15 protein-coding genes are annotated in these 14,408 nt (G+C 65.7%); 5 read left to right on the top strand and 10 right to left on the bottom strand.

The window, feature by feature from the left end; translation table 11 throughout:
* Positions 1-37: 37 nt before the first annotated feature.
* Positions 38-1,192 carry a GGDEF domain-containing protein gene (locus AX729_RS01525; protein WP_061020133.1) on the bottom strand — a complete coding sequence of 385 codons (1,155 nt, stop codon included), beginning with the start codon at positions 1,190-1,192 and terminating at the stop codon, positions 38-40.
* Positions 1,193-1,627: 435 nt separating this feature from the next.
* On the opposite strand from AX729_RS01525, the gene AX729_RS01520 reads away from it, so the two are divergent.
* The 4 genes from AX729_RS01520 (at position 1,628) to AX729_RS01505 (ending at position 5,785) form a co-directional block, all read left to right on the top strand.
* Positions 1,628-2,197, top strand: a complete 570-nt coding sequence (locus tag AX729_RS01520; protein WP_061020132.1) for a sigma-70 family RNA polymerase sigma factor — start codon at positions 1,628-1,630, stop codon at positions 2,195-2,197.
* The gene (locus AX729_RS01515) at positions 2,194-2,889 is read left to right on the top strand and encodes a hypothetical protein (RefSeq protein WP_061020131.1); all 696 of its coding nucleotides are present in this window, start codon (positions 2,194-2,196) and stop codon (positions 2,887-2,889) included. Before AX729_RS01520 ends, AX729_RS01515 begins: the two co-directional genes overlap by 4 nt.
* Positions 2,890-2,905: 16 nt before the next feature.
* Positions 2,906-4,618 carry a S8 family serine peptidase gene (locus tag AX729_RS01510; protein WP_061020130.1) on the top strand — a complete coding sequence of 571 codons (1,713 nt, stop codon included), beginning with the start codon at positions 2,906-2,908 and terminating at the stop codon, positions 4,616-4,618.
* 480 nt (positions 4,619-5,098) lie between these two features.
* Entirely contained in the window at positions 5,099-5,785 is a 687-nt protein-coding gene (locus tag AX729_RS01505) for a TIGR03809 family protein (RefSeq protein ID WP_061020129.1), read from the top strand.
* A 118-nt stretch (positions 5,786-5,903) separates the two neighbouring features.
* On the opposite strand, the gene AX729_RS01500 is transcribed toward AX729_RS01505, so the two are convergent.
* The 6 genes from AX729_RS01500 to AX729_RS01475 all read right to left on the bottom strand — a co-directional run bounded on the left by AX729_RS01500 (position 5,904) and on the right by AX729_RS01475 (position 12,271).
* Positions 5,904-7,274, bottom strand: coding sequence for a TIGR03808 family TAT-translocated repetitive protein (locus tag AX729_RS01500; RefSeq protein ID WP_061020128.1), 1,371 nt, complete (start codon positions 7,272-7,274; stop codon positions 5,904-5,906).
* A gap of 139 nt (positions 7,275-7,413) precedes the next feature.
* Positions 7,414-8,058 (bottom strand): pyroglutamyl-peptidase I, encoded by a 645-nt coding sequence (locus AX729_RS01495; RefSeq protein WP_061020127.1) that lies wholly within the window; start codon positions 8,056-8,058, stop codon positions 7,414-7,416.
* Positions 8,055-9,044: a methylmalonyl Co-A mutase-associated GTPase MeaB gene (gene meaB, locus AX729_RS01490; protein ID WP_061020126.1), complete on the bottom strand. Its 990-nt coding sequence runs from the start codon at positions 9,042-9,044 to the stop codon at positions 8,055-8,057. Before meaB ends, AX729_RS01495 begins: the two co-directional genes overlap by 4 nt.
* Before the next feature lie 51 nt (positions 9,045-9,095).
* Positions 9,096-10,607 (bottom strand): tripartite tricarboxylate transporter permease, encoded by a 1,512-nt coding sequence (locus AX729_RS01485; protein WP_061020125.1) that lies wholly within the window; start codon positions 10,605-10,607, stop codon positions 9,096-9,098.
* 6 nt (positions 10,608-10,613) lie between these two features.
* Positions 10,614-11,105, bottom strand: coding sequence for a tripartite tricarboxylate transporter TctB family protein (locus AX729_RS01480; RefSeq protein ID WP_061020124.1), 492 nt, complete (start codon positions 11,103-11,105; stop codon positions 10,614-10,616).
* A gap of 173 nt (positions 11,106-11,278) precedes the next feature.
* Complete coding sequence (locus AX729_RS01475; RefSeq protein ID WP_061020123.1) at positions 11,279-12,271, bottom strand: tripartite tricarboxylate transporter substrate binding protein; 993 nt, start codon at positions 12,269-12,271, stop codon at positions 11,279-11,281.
* Between the two features lie 218 nt (positions 12,272-12,489).
* Between AX729_RS01475 and AX729_RS01470 the strand changes: the two genes are divergently transcribed.
* Entirely contained in the window at positions 12,490-12,969 is a 480-nt protein-coding gene (locus AX729_RS01470; RefSeq protein WP_061020122.1) for an SRPBCC family protein, read from the top strand.
* 7 nt (positions 12,970-12,976) lie between these two features.
* Here the strand turns inward: AX729_RS01470 and AX729_RS01465 are convergent, their stop codons facing one another.
* The 3 genes from AX729_RS01465 to AX729_RS01455 are packed head-to-tail and all read right to left on the bottom strand — an operon-like array spanning position 12,977 to position 14,395.
* The gene (locus tag AX729_RS01465) at positions 12,977-13,720 is read right to left on the bottom strand and encodes an RsiV family protein (protein ID WP_061020121.1); all 744 of its coding nucleotides are present in this window, start codon (positions 13,718-13,720) and stop codon (positions 12,977-12,979) included.
* 32 nt (positions 13,721-13,752) lie between these two features.
* Positions 13,753-14,097, bottom strand: coding sequence for a HepT-like ribonuclease domain-containing protein (locus AX729_RS01460; RefSeq protein WP_061020120.1), 345 nt, complete (start codon positions 14,095-14,097; stop codon positions 13,753-13,755).
* A gap of 1 nt (position 14,098) precedes the next feature.
* A complete protein-coding gene (locus tag AX729_RS01455; RefSeq protein WP_061020119.1) occupies positions 14,099-14,395 on the bottom strand; it encodes a nucleotidyltransferase family protein in 297 nt (98 codons plus the stop codon).
* Between the last annotated feature and the right edge of the window lie 13 nt (positions 14,396-14,408).

Below are 14,408 nucleotides of genomic sequence, written 5' to 3'. Positions count from 1 at the left end.
GCAGCAGCTTCTGTCGCACCGGGAGGAAATGGATTGGTCAGCTCGTTACAATTGAGTTGCGGCCTTGCGCCTTGGCGGAATAGAGCGCGCGGTCGGCGCGCGCGAGAAACGTGTCGGCAGTATCAATATCGCGCAGCGTCGCGACGCCCGCGGACATGGTCACCCGCATGCCCGGAGAGAATGCGCTCCAGTCGAGATCGGCAACGATGCCGCGCAACCGCTCGAGCATGCGTCGCGCGGCGTCGCCCGGCATGCCTGGCAGCAGCAGCAGGAATTCCTCGCCGCCGTATCGGCCGAAACTGTCGGCCGGGCGGATGTTGGCGAAAATGGTGATCGCGAATGTGCGCAGCACCTCGTCGCCGACGGGATGGCCGTAGGCGTCGTTGATGCGCTTGAACCAGTCGATATCGATCAGGGCGATCGTGCAAGGCGTGGATGCCTGCCGCTTTTCGATCTCGGCATCCAGAAGCCGCATGATGCAGCGGCGGTTGTAGGCGCCGGTAAGCTCGTCGAGCTCGGCGAGTTCCTCAATGCGCTGATAGGCGGCCTTCAGTTCGATGCTGCGCCGGTACAGGATCTTGCGCAGGGTGGCACCGAACAGGCCGAGGAAGGCGCACTGTCCGATCACCAGCACAAAGCAGAGCATCGAGGCGGTTCGTTGCAGCCGCGTCGTGACCGGCAGTCCGATCGGCAGATCCGATCCCAGGAAAACCATGGCAAGCCCGCAGGTGGCGAGGCCCCAGGTGAGCATGGCCTGGCTCGACGTCATGCGCAGTGTTCCGAACGTGAAGATCAGAAACAACACGGCCAGGAACGCGACCCCGACGGTCGGCACTGCGAGCAGGAACACCAGTTGCAGCGCCATATGCGCCGAGATCTGATAGACGGTGAGATAATGATCCTCGAACCGGTCGCCGAACCCGGCTTCGGACAGCACCGTGAACGTACCGATGATCAGGAGGCCGCCGAGCCAGAACAGGGACGGAACGCCCATCGAGATCGTGCCGTCATAGGCGTAGAGCAGCAGCACCGAGGCGCCCAGCGAATAGCTTGCGACCTGGGCCATGTACATCTGGCGGCGTTGCCGGGCCCGGCGCTCCCTCACTTCGGGGGCCGTCGTCTCGGGCGCGAGGACGAGGTCCGCGGCCTCTGCGGCATTCCTCTCGGGAAAGGACGTCGCAGCCGTGCTCATGATCCCGCCAATGGTGGATGCCAGCGCAGAAATCTACGTGGCAAGCCTTTAGGTTTGGTATCCTTTGAAGCCGAATCCAAACCGTGCAGCACGGAGCAGGCGATCGGCCCGCGCGGGGGAGTTACCGGCGATCAGGTATCGTTTGCGATGCGGTCAATCCAAAGCAGAGCCTGGCGCGACAAACGTGGTGCAGGGCTGCTATGGAACCGGACTAGGCTGGGCCGCCTGTGCCGGACAGGCATTCCGCAGGGAATATCTCAGTATTATGTTACCGATCTGCACTGATTCCGCTGACCGCCGCGGGTGGGACAAGAAAAGAGCCTCTATGTGGGGTAGGTCACATCAGCCCCCGTATGACTGCGGTAGGTTGAACAATTTTGCGCCCCGGGTCGAACCGGTCACTGCATCGATCCGACCAACTTTGCGAGACGGCCATTGAGCGCGACACAGGCGGCTTCGGACGAGATCCTGATCGCCAGGATCGCTCAAGGTGACCGGCTCGCCATGCAGGTGCTGTACGGGCGGCACCATGTCAGGGTTTACCGGTTCGGACTGAGGCTCGTGCGTGACGAGCAGGCGGCGGAAGACCTCATCAGCGAGGTGTTTCTCGACGTCTGGCGTCAGGCCGGCAAGTTCGAAGGACGATCCGCGGTTTCCACCTGGCTGCTGGCAATCACCCGATTCAAGGCCCTGTCTGCGCTCCGGCGCAGGAAGGATTTCGAGCTGGACGAAGAAGCCGCGAACGCGATCGAGGATACGTCCGACGATCCGGAAACGGTGGTGCAGAAGAAAGATACCAGTGCAGCGTTGCGGGAGTGTCTGACGGGCCTCTCGCCGGAACACCGGGAAATCGTCGATCTCGTCTACTACCACGAGAAGTCCGTGGAAGAGGTGGCCGAAATCGTCGGGATACCGGAGAACACTGTGAAGACGCGCTTGTTCTATGCGCGCAAGAAACTGGCCGAACTGCTGAAGGCAGCCGGCGTTGAGCGAGGCTGGCCATGATGGCGTTGAGCAAGAAGATGCTGGAGCAAGAACCCAGTGAGGTTGAACTGCTGCTGCCCTGGCACGCGGCCGGCACGCTGAACGCGCGCGATGCGCGTCGCGTCGAGGACGCGCTGGCGCGCGATCCCGAGCTTGCCAGGCAATATGCCGCGATCCGCGACGAGTACGAAGGGACCATCCATCTGAACGAGAGCCTGGGTGCTCCGTCGGCGCGCGCGATGCAGAAGCTGTTCGCCGCGATCGATGCCGAGCCGGCAAGGGCGAGCGGATCGCTGCCGCTGGCGGCGCGCATCTCGACCTTCTTTGCGAGCCTGTCGCCGCGCACGCTGGCGTGGTCGGCGAGCCTCGGCGCCGTCGCGCTCGTGTTGCAAGCCGGAATCATCGGTGCCGTGCTGATGAAGAACCAGCCGGCGACCTTCCAGACGGCTTCGCTCTCGACCGGCGCGCCCATCACGCGCGACCTTGGTGGCACGGCTGCGCCGGCGCGCGCGCTGGTGCGCTTCACGCCGGAGGCGCGCGTCGCCGACATCACCGCGCTGCTCGACAGCTACCAGGCTTCGATCATCGGCGATGCCAAGGGCGGGATGTTCCGCCTCCAGTTCGACAAGGCGATGAACCAGGACGAGCTCGCCTCGCTGCTCGGCAGGATGCAGCGCGAGAAGTTCGTCAACCTCGCCGTCGCGGCGCCCTAGGCGCGCCGCTGAGCCGATGACGGGCAAGTCCGAGAGCAGGGTGCGCACCGGGACCTTCGCTTCAACCGTCGGGGCCGCGCTTCTGGTCGCCTCATGTCTCGGCGTCGAGGTTGCGCAGGCGCAGGCGATCATGCGCACGCCGACGATCAGCGTTCCCTCGCGCACGCCGACCCTATCTCCGAACATTGCCCCGCGGGTCAGCCCCAATATCGCTGCGCGAGCGGTCAGCGTCGACCGCGGCGCGCGGACGACGGCGGCAATCCCCCACACAACGACGGCGCGCGTACGACCGACGCCGGTGCTGCCCCATGCCCGCTATTCGCCGAACCTTTATCCGTCCTGCACCGCGCCCTATCGGGGGGGCGACGGCGAATGTCTGGCGCAGCCGAACGCAGGCGGCCAGGGTGGTGGAAAATCAGGCAAGAAAAGCGCGGGCAAGGGGAATGGCAACACCGCGCCGGCCGCGGCGAACCTGCGCAGCTTCGCCAACGAGTTCGTCGCCGAGATCGACGGCACTTTGTCTTCGGCCGAGGCCGACCAGCTGGCGCGTCGTCACGGCCTGACCCGCATCGCTTCCGAGAATTTCCCGCTGATCGGAGCCACGTTCGGCCTGTTCCGTATCACTGACGGCCGGCCATACGAGACGGTGCGGCGCGAATTCGCTGCCGACGGCAGCGTGCGCTCGCTCCAGCCGAACTTCCGATACGTGCTCCAGGACCAGAGGTCGTCGGGAAAGCTGGAGGGCGATCCTGCGCAATATGCCCTGACGAAGCTCCGCCTGCCGCAGGCGCATACGCTGGCGCATGGAGCCAACGTTACGGTTGCCGTGATCGATTCCGGCATCGACGCTAGGCATCCCGAACTCGCCAATTCCGTTGCCGACAATTTCGACGCGCTCGGCAGTGCAGAGGGGCCGCACGTTCATGGCACCGGGATCGCCGGTGCCATCGTGGCGCACGCCCGCCTGATGGGGAGTGCGCCCGAGGCGCGCATCATCGCCATCCGGGCGTTCGGCGGCGCCAACGGCGGCGCGGAGAGCTCGTCCTACATCATCCTGCGGTCGCTGAATTACGCGGCCGAGCATGGCGCGCAGATCGTCAATATGAGCTTTGCCGGTCCGAAGGACCCGGTGATCGAGCGCGCGATCGCCGCCACGGCCGCGCGTGGCCTCGTCCTGATCGCGGCGGCCGGCAATGCCGGCGCGAAGTCGCCGCCGCTCTATCCGGCAGCCAATCCGAATGTGATCGCGGTCAGCGCAACGGATCAGCAGGACAGGCTGTTCACGGCCTCCAACCGCGGCAACTACATCGCGGTCGCGGCCCCCGGCGTCGACATCTTCCTGCCGGCGCCCGACGGCAAGTATCAGATCACGTCGGGCACCTCGTTTTCGGCTGCCTATGTCTCCGGCGTCGCGGCGCTGCTCCTCGAGCGCAATCATACCTTGAAGCCGGAAGCGCTGCGCTCGGCGCTGACGAAGACCGCGCGCGACCTCGGCTCGCCCGGGCGTGACGACCTTTTCGGCGACGGGCATACGGATGCGTTTGCTGCGGTCATGGCCGTCCCCGCCGACAGCGCGACGCCGGTCGCAGCTGCCTCCGGTACAACAAAACGTGAAGATGCGGACAAGCGTCGCGACGCGCCCGGCATCCGTGCGATCGAGCAACCCTCGCTCTCGAGCGCGGACGATAAATCCACGATTTCTCAGGCGGATAGGCCGGCGACGCGATAAGCGGCTGCGACAAAGATGCGCGCAGGTCCCGGCTCAAAAAGGCGAACCCCGCATTGAACGTTCAGCCAGCTGCCACGACCAAATAGTGTGGGAGCGGTCATCCCTCCCCATCAGTCATATCAGGCGCGAGCGCCCATCCACCCCAAGCGCCCATATGGCTCGACCCGTCCGGTTGTCCCCCCGGACGGGTCATTTTCTTTTGGGCATATGTTCTTCTGAAGCTTCGCATTCCTTCAGCTTCCGGCCGACGATCGCCGGGTCGGCCATGGCCGCCGCTCGCGCGAGGCGCCGCAAGGCCGCCATGCTTGTGCGAAGCTTGACTCGCAAACCCCGCAAATCTCCGCACGACTACGGTGTCTGACGACGAACGCCGCGTCGTTGCTGGACAAGTCAAAACTTTTCCACAAAATATTCACATCGCGCCTAAACTGATTCGTGTGCGTTGCGTCGCGTCCGTACCTTCTCCTGACGGGCTGATTTATGACACATCGCCAAGAGTTCGTTCGCGGCGCGGCTGGTAGCCGCGAGATCGCGGCGCGCTGGTGCGCTCTCGCCGAGCAGCGCCTGCAGCATCTCTCCGAGATGTTCGAGACCGGCCGCTGGCGCCGGTACCATTCCGAGGTCGCGTTCCTCGAGAACATCCAGGAAGCCAAGCGAGCCGTCCAGACCTGGCGCGCGCTCGCAACCGGAGGGGACGTCGCCGAGGCGGCTGCGAGCGTGACGCCCGCATTCGGTTGGTCGCCGGCGGCGATGCCCCGCACGGCATCGCCGGACCGAAAGCCGCAGACCGTGCAGCCCAAGGCCGTTCACATCGCGCCCGAGACCGCCGTGGCGGTCAGGCTCGATCCCCAGCCGGACCTGCTCGCCGAAATCACGGAAGCGCCGATTGCACCGGTGTTGCCGCCCGTCGCCATGGCGCCACCCAAGGCACCCGCCGCGGTGGCTTCGTTTACCGCCCCCGCCGAGATGCCGCCGCTCAAGGCTCCCGCTGCGAGGGCGCCGCTGAGCGCACCTGCCGTGAGACCGCCGGCCGCCATGGCAACGCTTCTGCCGCAGTTCGCTCCGCCCGCCGCCGAAATCGTTGCAGTTCCCGAACGCGTCGTCGAATTCACCTTCAGCCTCGACGGTCTGGAAGCGAAGTACCCGTTGCTCCGCAACGCGTTCTAGCGGACGTTCAGGAAGGGATTTGCGTTCCTCCAACGTCGCCCTGTGGCGCGCGGCATGGGACGTTTCGCATCCCATGAGGAGCCTCGAAGGGTGCGCGGCCTGTCTGCCTGCAGCGCGGCTAGCGTCGCACCGCGTTCCCGCCGACCATCACCTGCGCGAACCGCTGGGCCCCTTCGGCCGACAGGTCTGACGTCACTGCACGCGCGTGATCGAGGCCGACCACGGCGCCGCGCGGGGTCTCGGAGATCATGTTGTTGTTGACGAGCGCGGTGCCGGCGCCCGGCACAACGGAGACTCCGACGCCGGCCAGCGCCTTGCGGATCACGTTGCCGGTGATTGCGACGTCACGCAGATATTTGCCCCAGCCGGCGACGATTCCGTAGGACGGAGCGTTCTCGATCACATTTCCGGTGACCGCTGAGTCCGCCTCGATATAGATGCCGACGCCGGCATCGTCGTCCGGCGCGGTGCCGATCGGCCGCTTCGGGATCAGATTGCGGATGATGTTGCCCTGGACCACCGCGATGCGGCCGCCCTCGTTGAAATTGCAGACGGAGACGCCGACGGCTGCGCCATCCACCGTGTTGTTGGCGATCACCGCGGCTTCGAACGCAAACTCCGAATAGAGCGCGACCTCGCGCACGTCGCTGACGCTGTTGCCGGTGATGTGGATGTTCGATGCGGAGTTGCCGCGCACCGCCGAATAGTCGCAATTCCTGATGCGGTTGCCGCGCACGATCACGTTGCCCGCGCGAAACGCGTTGATGGCGTTGCCGTACTGGCCCGAGCCGCCGGGGCCCGCCTTGATGTCCTCGATGCGGTTGTCCGCGACCAGCGTGCCGTCGTCGCCGAGCGCGGTGCGCAGGATCTCGATGCCGTTGTCGTTGGTGCCGATGATCGTGTTGCGCGAGACGCTGAGCCCCCTGGCGTCGAACGAGACCACCGCAGTCAACGCGATGTCGGTGAAGATGTTGCCGGAGATGTCGCCCGCGACCTGCTCGAGCCAGATGCCGCTGCCCCCCGATCCGGTGATCGTGCAATCGGCGATGCGGACGTCGCGGCCGCCGAGCACGTGGATCAGGCCGCGCCGCGTCGGCAAGGGAATGTTGCCGCCGTCGAAGGTGATGCCGGTGAGGCCGATTGCATCGGAACCGTCGCTCTGGATCGCCGAGGCCCCGCCGGTGAAGACGAGCTTGGTCGCACCGCGGACGCCGATCAGTTGCGCGCCGCTCGGCAGCCGCAACAGCCCGGTGCGATACACGCCCGGTGGCAGCGCCAGCGGCATTTGCGCCCGCGCAGCCTCGTCGATCGCACGCTGCAGCGCTCGCGTCTGATCCTCGCTGCTGCCGGGCCGCACGCCGTATTGCGTGGCGTCGCGCCCGAGCAGGGACGTCAGCGGCGCCGCGCGCGCGGCGTCGGATGGCATGGCGAGCGCGCCGGCGATGCCGACGGTCGAAGCTCCGATGAGATGGCGGCGATTGAGGTCCATGGCGCGTCCTCCGGCGGACGCGGGATGTCCGCGCAGACTAGGTAGCGCAGGGCAGCCGATGGCGCCGGGATTGTTGGCGGTAGGGTTAAATGTTTACGCCAAGCCGGTGCCGAAGGTGGGCGATGCGACCGCGCGGCGCTTACGAAACGCGCGCCTTCCTTGCCAACGCCACCATCTCCAGCAGCATGGCTTCGCCCGCATCGACCAGTTCCTCCAGCGTGATCCGGGCTGCGCCCTTGCGCCGCACGGCGCCGCCACGCGCGAGCAGCGGAATGTGGATGAACGCCGCAAGCTTCGGCTCGCCCGCCCTGACTTTCTCGATCGCGCGCCAGCTCAGATAATTGCAGAGATAGGCGCCGGCATCGCGCGAGGCACGCGCGTCGATGCCGGTGAGGCGCGCGGCGCGCAGCAGCCGTGCCGTGTGCGGGCCGAACATCATCGCGTCGGCATCGCCGGCGATGCCGCGTTTGCTCGAGCGGGTGTTGGCGGCATCCGGCCACAGCATGGTGACGGCGTTGCGGGCGCGGGTCTCGATCCGCAGGTAGGGCGTGCGCGCCGCGAGGCCGAACATCAAGAGCGCATCCGGCTTCACCTTCGCGAGCACATCCGGCAATTGCCGGTCGACCGCGGCATAGGTGACCGGGAAGATGTGGCTCGACAGCTCGACATCGTCGAGCGCAGGCCGGCGCAACTGCATCAGCCGGGCCACCAGCGGCTGGGTCGGATTGTAGGGCGCGCCGGGAAATGGCCCGAAGCCGGTGAGGAGAATGCGGAGCCCGGTCATTGCAGCAACTCCAGAATCCGCTCGGCTGCGAGCGCCGGCGTCAGATGGCCGTCGGCGACCTCCGCCTCGATCTTCCGGACTTTCGTCCGCACCGATGCTTCGCTGCGCAGCCTTGCCAGCATGCGCTGTTCCAGCATCGACCACATCCACTTCACCTGCTGGTCGCGCCGCCGCGCCGCGAAGTCGCCGGACGCATTCATCGCCTTGCGATGCTCGAGGATCTTCTGCCAGAGCTCGGCGATGCCTGTGCCCGCCAGCGCCGAATAGGTGACGACAGGCGGGTGCCAATGTTCGGACCGAGGCGCCAGAATGTGCAGCGCGCCGCGATAATCCGCGGCGGTGATGTTGGCGCGCTTGAGATTGTCGCCGTCCGCCTTGTTGATCGCGATCATGTCGGCAAGCTCGACGAGACCCTTCTTGATGCCTTGAAGCTCGTCGCCGCCGCCCGGCAGCATCAGGGCGAGGAAGAAGTCGGTCATGTCGCAGACCGCGGTCTCTGACTGGCCGATGCCGACGGTCTCAACCAGCACGACGTCGAAGCCGGCGGCTTCGCAAAGCAACATCGCCTCGCGCGTCTTCGCCGCGACGCCGCCGAGCGTGCCTGACGACGGCGAGGGTCGGATGAAGGCATTGTCCGATGCCGAGAGCCGCGCCATCCGCGTCTTGTCGCCGAGGATCGAGCCGCCGCTGCGCGCCGAGGACGGGTCGACCGCGAGCACCGCGACCTTGTGGCCCTGCTCGATCAGATGCGTTCCGAGCGCGTCGATCGTGGTGGATTTGCCGACGCCGGGCGATCCCGTGATGCCGACACGAACCGCCTTGCCGGTGTCGGGCAGCAGCATCTGCACCAGCTCGCGCGCAAGCGCCTGATGGTCGCCACGCCGGCTCTCCACCAGCGTGATCGCGCGCGCCAGCGCCGCACGACTGCCGGCACGCAAGTCGCGGGCGAGGGATATGATGTCGAGCAAGGCCTTTTTCTCAGTCATGCCCTGCTTTACAACGCCCGGCCGGAGCAGGCGAGAGCCGCCTGCCCGATATCACCGGCCCGTTGCCGGCGCCGTTTGCGGCAGTTTCACCTTGCGCCAGACCCACACCATCACCGGCCAGAGCAGGGCGCCGATCGCCATGGCGGCGAGGATCGCCGCGACCGGCCGCTCGAAGAACGGCAGGATGCTGCCGTCGGACTTGATCAGCGAGGTGACGAAGGCCTGCTCGACCATGGTGCCCATGACGATGCCGAGCACCATGGCCGCGACGGGATAGCCGTTCGCTTCCATCACGTAGCCGATCACGCCGAAGGCGGCGACGGTGACGATGCCGAACATGTTGTTGCCGATCGCGAACGAGCCGACCGCGCAGCACAGCATGATGACCGGCATGATGGCCGAGCGCGGCGCCAGCAGGATGTAGGCGGCGACCCGGATCATGGCGATGCCGAGCGGGATCATCATGATGTTCGCGATGATGAACATCAGATAGATCGCGTACATGCTCGACGCCTTCTCGGTGAACAGCGTCGGGCCGGGATTGAGACCCTTCATGTAGAGCACGCCGATCGCGATCGCGGCGATGGTGTCGCCGGGGATGCCGAACAGCAGCGAGGGTACCCAGCCGGAGGCGATGCTGGCGTTGTTGCTGGCGCCGGCCTCGACCAGCCCCTCGACATGGCCGGTGCCGAATTTCTCCGGCTCCTTGGAGAAGCGCTTCGACATCGCGTAGGAGACCCAGGCGGCCATGTCGGCGCCGGCGCCGGGCAGCACGCCGATGATGATGCCGACGATGTTCCCGCGCGTCATCTGCCAGCGATACAGCTTCGTCAGCTTCCACTGGCCGGCCAGGATGCTTCCGAACTTTCGCCGCGGCAGCGGCGGCGGCTCGGGCGTCAGCATCGCGCGCATGACCTGCGCCACCGCGAAGACGCCCACCAGCGCCGGGATCGGCTCGATGCCGCCGAACAGATCGGTGAGGCCGAAGGTGAAGCGCGGCACACCGCCGGGATTCTCGATGCCGATGCAGGCGACCAGGAGGCCGATGAACATGCCCGCGATCGCCTTCACCGGCGATGAACGCGCGACCAGAGTGGCGCACATCAGGCCAAGCAGGGCCAACCAGAAATATTCGAAGGTCGAGAACGACAGCGCGATCTCGGCGAGCGGCGGCGCCAGGATCATCAGCGACAGCACGCCGGCGATGCCGCCGACCGCGGAGAACCACACGCCGGCACCTAACGCGAGCTCGGCCTGGCCCTTGCGCGTCATGGCATAGGCTTCGTCCGCATAGGCGGCGGAGGCGGGCGTGCCGGGAATGCGCAGCAGTGCGCCCGGAATGTCGCCGGAGAAGATCGCCATCGAAGAGGCCGCGACGATGGTCGCGATCGCCGCGATCGGGGACAGATAGAAAGTGACGGGGACGAGCAGGGCGGTTGCCATCGTCGCCGACAGGCCCGGCAACGAGCCGATCACGAGCCCGTACACGGACGCTGCGAACATCGCGATGATGACCTCCCAGGTGGAGATCAGCGCGAATGCATCAATCAGGGTCTTCAGCATGGGCGATTACCAGGGCGTCGGCAGCAGGCCGGCGGGCAGCGGCACCCGCAACAGCTTGCCGAAGATGAGGTGGATGGCGAAGGGCGAGAGCGCCGCGAGCGGCAGCGCCAGCTTCCACTTGGCTCCCAGCGCCGTCGAGGTGACGTAGACCATGATCGCCGCGGTGATGATGAAGCCGAGGCGGTCGGCCGCGACGACGTAGAACAGCAACAGCGCGGGCGGCAGCAGCGCACGCAGGCCGTAGAGCTTGCCCTGCGGTGGCGGAGCAGCTGCCTGGCCGTCCTCCAGGGGAACCAGCTGTTCCTCCTCCTCGAAGGAATGGCCGATGCCGAACACGATCGCCAGCCCGCATAGCGCAAGGCCGCAGCCGATCACCAGCGGAAACACGTTGGGGCCGACCGGCTGCCCAGGCACCGGCGGCAAGATCCAGCCGCCATAGGCGGCCGCAGCGCCAAGTGCGACGAGAAACGATCCCGTGACGGAGTCGGGAAGACGCATGGGGAGTCCTGTGAAAGAAGTTCTCCCTCTCCCCGCGCGCGGGGAGAGGGTTGGGGTGAGGGGGGCTCTCCGCGGACGAAGTGAGAGTTGGATTCGCGGAGAGTCCTCCTCACCCGGAATTCAAGCTGCGCCTGAATTCCGCCCTCTCCCCGCAAGCGGGGAGAGGTGAAACGTCACGTCTTCGAAAGGCCTGCCGCCTTCATGGCTTCGCCCATCTGGGCGTCGCCCTTGTCCATGAAGCTGGCGAAATGAGCGGCATCGCCCCACACGGTGCCGAAGCCGCGATTGCTCATGAAGTCCTTGAACTCCGCGGAGTCGTAGACCTTCTTCAGGGCTGCGGTGAGCTTTGTTGCGATCTCCGGCGGCAGGTTCTTGGGCCCCGCGATGCCGCGCCAGGCGCCCGTCGCGTAGTCGATGCCCATCGCCTCCTTCAGCGTCGGCACGTCCTTGAAGACCGGATTGCGGGCCGGCGCCATGATGGCGAGGCTCCTGGCCTTGCCCGCCTCGATGATGGCGCGCGCCTCCGGAACCGAACAGGTGGTGAGATCGAGGCCGCCGGCGGCGAGATCCTGCATCGCGGGTGCAGCGCCATTCGACGGCACCCAGGCGACCTGGTTGGCGGGCAGGCCCATCGCCTGCATCCAGCCGACCAGTGCCAGATGCCAGATGCCGCCCTGGCCGGTGCCCGACGCCTTGAACTTGCCGGGAGGCGCCGCCTTGATCGCATCGGCGAGTTCCTTGACCGTCTTGTAGGGCGAGGAGGAGGAGACCTGGATGCCCGGCGGATCCTCATTCATCAGCGCCAGCGGCGTGTAGCTCTTCGGCGTCAGCTCGGTCAGGCCCTGCCAGTGCATCATCGAGATTTCGACCGTGAGCATGCCGATGGTGTAGCCGTCGGGCTGGGCGGTCGCGATCGCGCTATGGCCCACCACGCCGGAGCCGCCGGTGCGGTTGACCACGTTGAAGGGCTGGCCGAGATCCTTCTCCAGCAGCGCCGCAACGATGCGCGCAGTCGCATCGGTGCCGCCGCCGGCGCCCCAGGGCACGATCACGGTGACCGGCCGGGCCGGATAGGCTTGTGCGAGCGCGGGCTTGAAGCCGAAGGCGGCGGATGCGGCGACTGCGGCAGTCGAGGCCGCAAAGGTGCGGCGCGTAATCTTGGACATGAATCCTCCCAGCGGCGCCCGTGACGTCGGACGCTCTTGTCAATGACGGCATTCTAGTCGGCTTTGCAGCGTCGCCGCAAGGTAGCGCTACCAACGAGATCGCGCCTGTTGTGTGAAAGCGGGGAGCCCATCGGATGAGCAGTCGGAAACCGGGTGGGTTTTGCCCGCGCAAGCCGCCAACCTCCCGCGCGTAACGAGAACCAAAAGGCAAGCCTCCAATGATCCAAGCCTATTACAGCGCCGTGCTGGACCATCCTCTGGACGACGTCTGGTCGCTGATCCGCGATTTCAACAACTATCCCGCCTATATCGACGGGGTGAGCGAGAGCGTGATCGAGGACGACAAGCGCGGCGACGAAGTCGGCGCCATCAGGCGCTTCTGCTATCTCGGAAACTGGATCCGTCAGCGCCTGGTCGACCACTCGGACCGGCAGCACAGCCTGACCTATGCCGGTCTCGAAGCGCTGCCGTTTCCAGAAGATGACGCGGATCAGAGCCCAGCGCCGACGCGCTATCAAGGCACCATGCATCTGCGCCCGATCACCGAGGGCGATCGTACCCTCATCGAATGGTCGGTCGACCTCGAGACGGAGCCCGCGGACGCCGACCGCTGGCGGGCCCTGTTTGCCTCCTGGATTCCCGATTGGACGGAGTCGCTCGCGCGGACGCTGGCCCGGACCCGTCCGCGATCCAGTTAGCGGTCGCTCACTGCCCGTCCGCATCGTCCTTCGGCCGCGCGCCGCCGAAGATGCGGGTGCCCTCCACGGTGAGATAGGGCTTCAGCGTTTCCCACGGCACGAAGGCGACATACTCGCCTTCGGCGTAGGCGCCGACGGCATAAGGCGGGTAGTGGAATGTCAGGCCGGAGCTTTTGCCCGCTTCGGTCGAGGGCGCAAGCGTCACCGCGCCGATCTTGAGCAAGCTCGGCGCGAGCTCCTTGAACCATTCGTCAGTCGCGGTCTCGCTGGTGCCGCGCTTTTTCTTCTCGGCCTTGAGTGAAGCGATCACGGCCTTCACCATGGTGTTCATGGTCGCCCCGTTGTCGGCGGTCTCGGTGAAGAACGGGCGGATCGAGATGCGCTTGTTCTCGGCCTTGTCCCACAGGATCGTGTTCACGTCCGAATTGGGATGCGCGCCCCTTGTGTTCACGTAGTCGTTGCGGAGGATGCTGATGTAGCGATCGGCAACGACGGAGCGGATTTCATATTTCCGCTCGAAGTCCCAGCCACCGTCTTTGAAGAACTGCGGATCGGCCTTGCGCGCGGCGGCAGCCTCGGCAGAGTTCTTGTCGAGCCACTTTTTGCCTTCGGCGAGGCAATCCGCCGCCAGCGGTGCATCGGCCTTGATCCTGTCGTCGAGGAAGACGCGCGCCTCGATGTTTTTGGTCTTGACGACGGAGTCGGGCTTGGGGTCGGCAGCGTGCGAAAGGGAAATATTGGCTGCGCCCATCAATAGTGCCAGGCTCAATTTTAGGACGGTGTTCAAGCCTTTGGCTCCTTGGCGATGGTTCGGATGAAGATCTCCAACGGCGGCAGATCGTCCTTGATCATGTCCCATAACAGATCCGCGTCGGTCTGATGGTAGGCATGTCGCAGCCAGTTGCCCAGGTCGGCCAATCCCCTCCAATTAATGCTGGGATTGTTCGCTTTAACATCGTCCGGAATGGAACGCGATGCTTCGCTGATGACCTCGAGTAAGCGCTCGACTGCCAGACGCATGAAGACGTCCTGCGCGAATGTCTCACGGCTGTGAGTTGCCACGGCCGTTCTGATCTTGTCCGTGGCATCCAGGATATGGCCGACGGGGTCAGCAAAAGTCGGCGGCACGTCAGAATACTTCGTGTATGTCGTCTGCGATCCGCTCTGCAAAGCGTGGAGAGAGGGAGCGCCGCACCGTTGCCTGGGCTTGCAGGCCGGTCGCATCCTCGATGATGTGCTCAACATCGATCAAGTTGAGTAGGGAGAACGAGATTTCGGGCTCGATCTCGACGAGAACGTCAATGTCGCTATCAGGCCGATAATCGTCCCGGGCGCGCGAGCCGAAAATGGCAAGCTTCGATACGCCTTTACCTTTGATGGCATCCGCGTTTTTGCGTATCGCAGCGATGATTTCGTCACGTGTCATGGACGCACCCGGC

The sequence above is a fragment of the Bradyrhizobium sp. CCH5-F6 genome (assembly GCF_001556045.1).
Lineage (GTDB): Bacteria > Pseudomonadota > Alphaproteobacteria > Rhizobiales > Xanthobacteraceae > Bradyrhizobium.
Note: the sequence above shows the minus strand (reverse complement) of the source record. Positions and strands in the feature narration are given on the sequence as shown.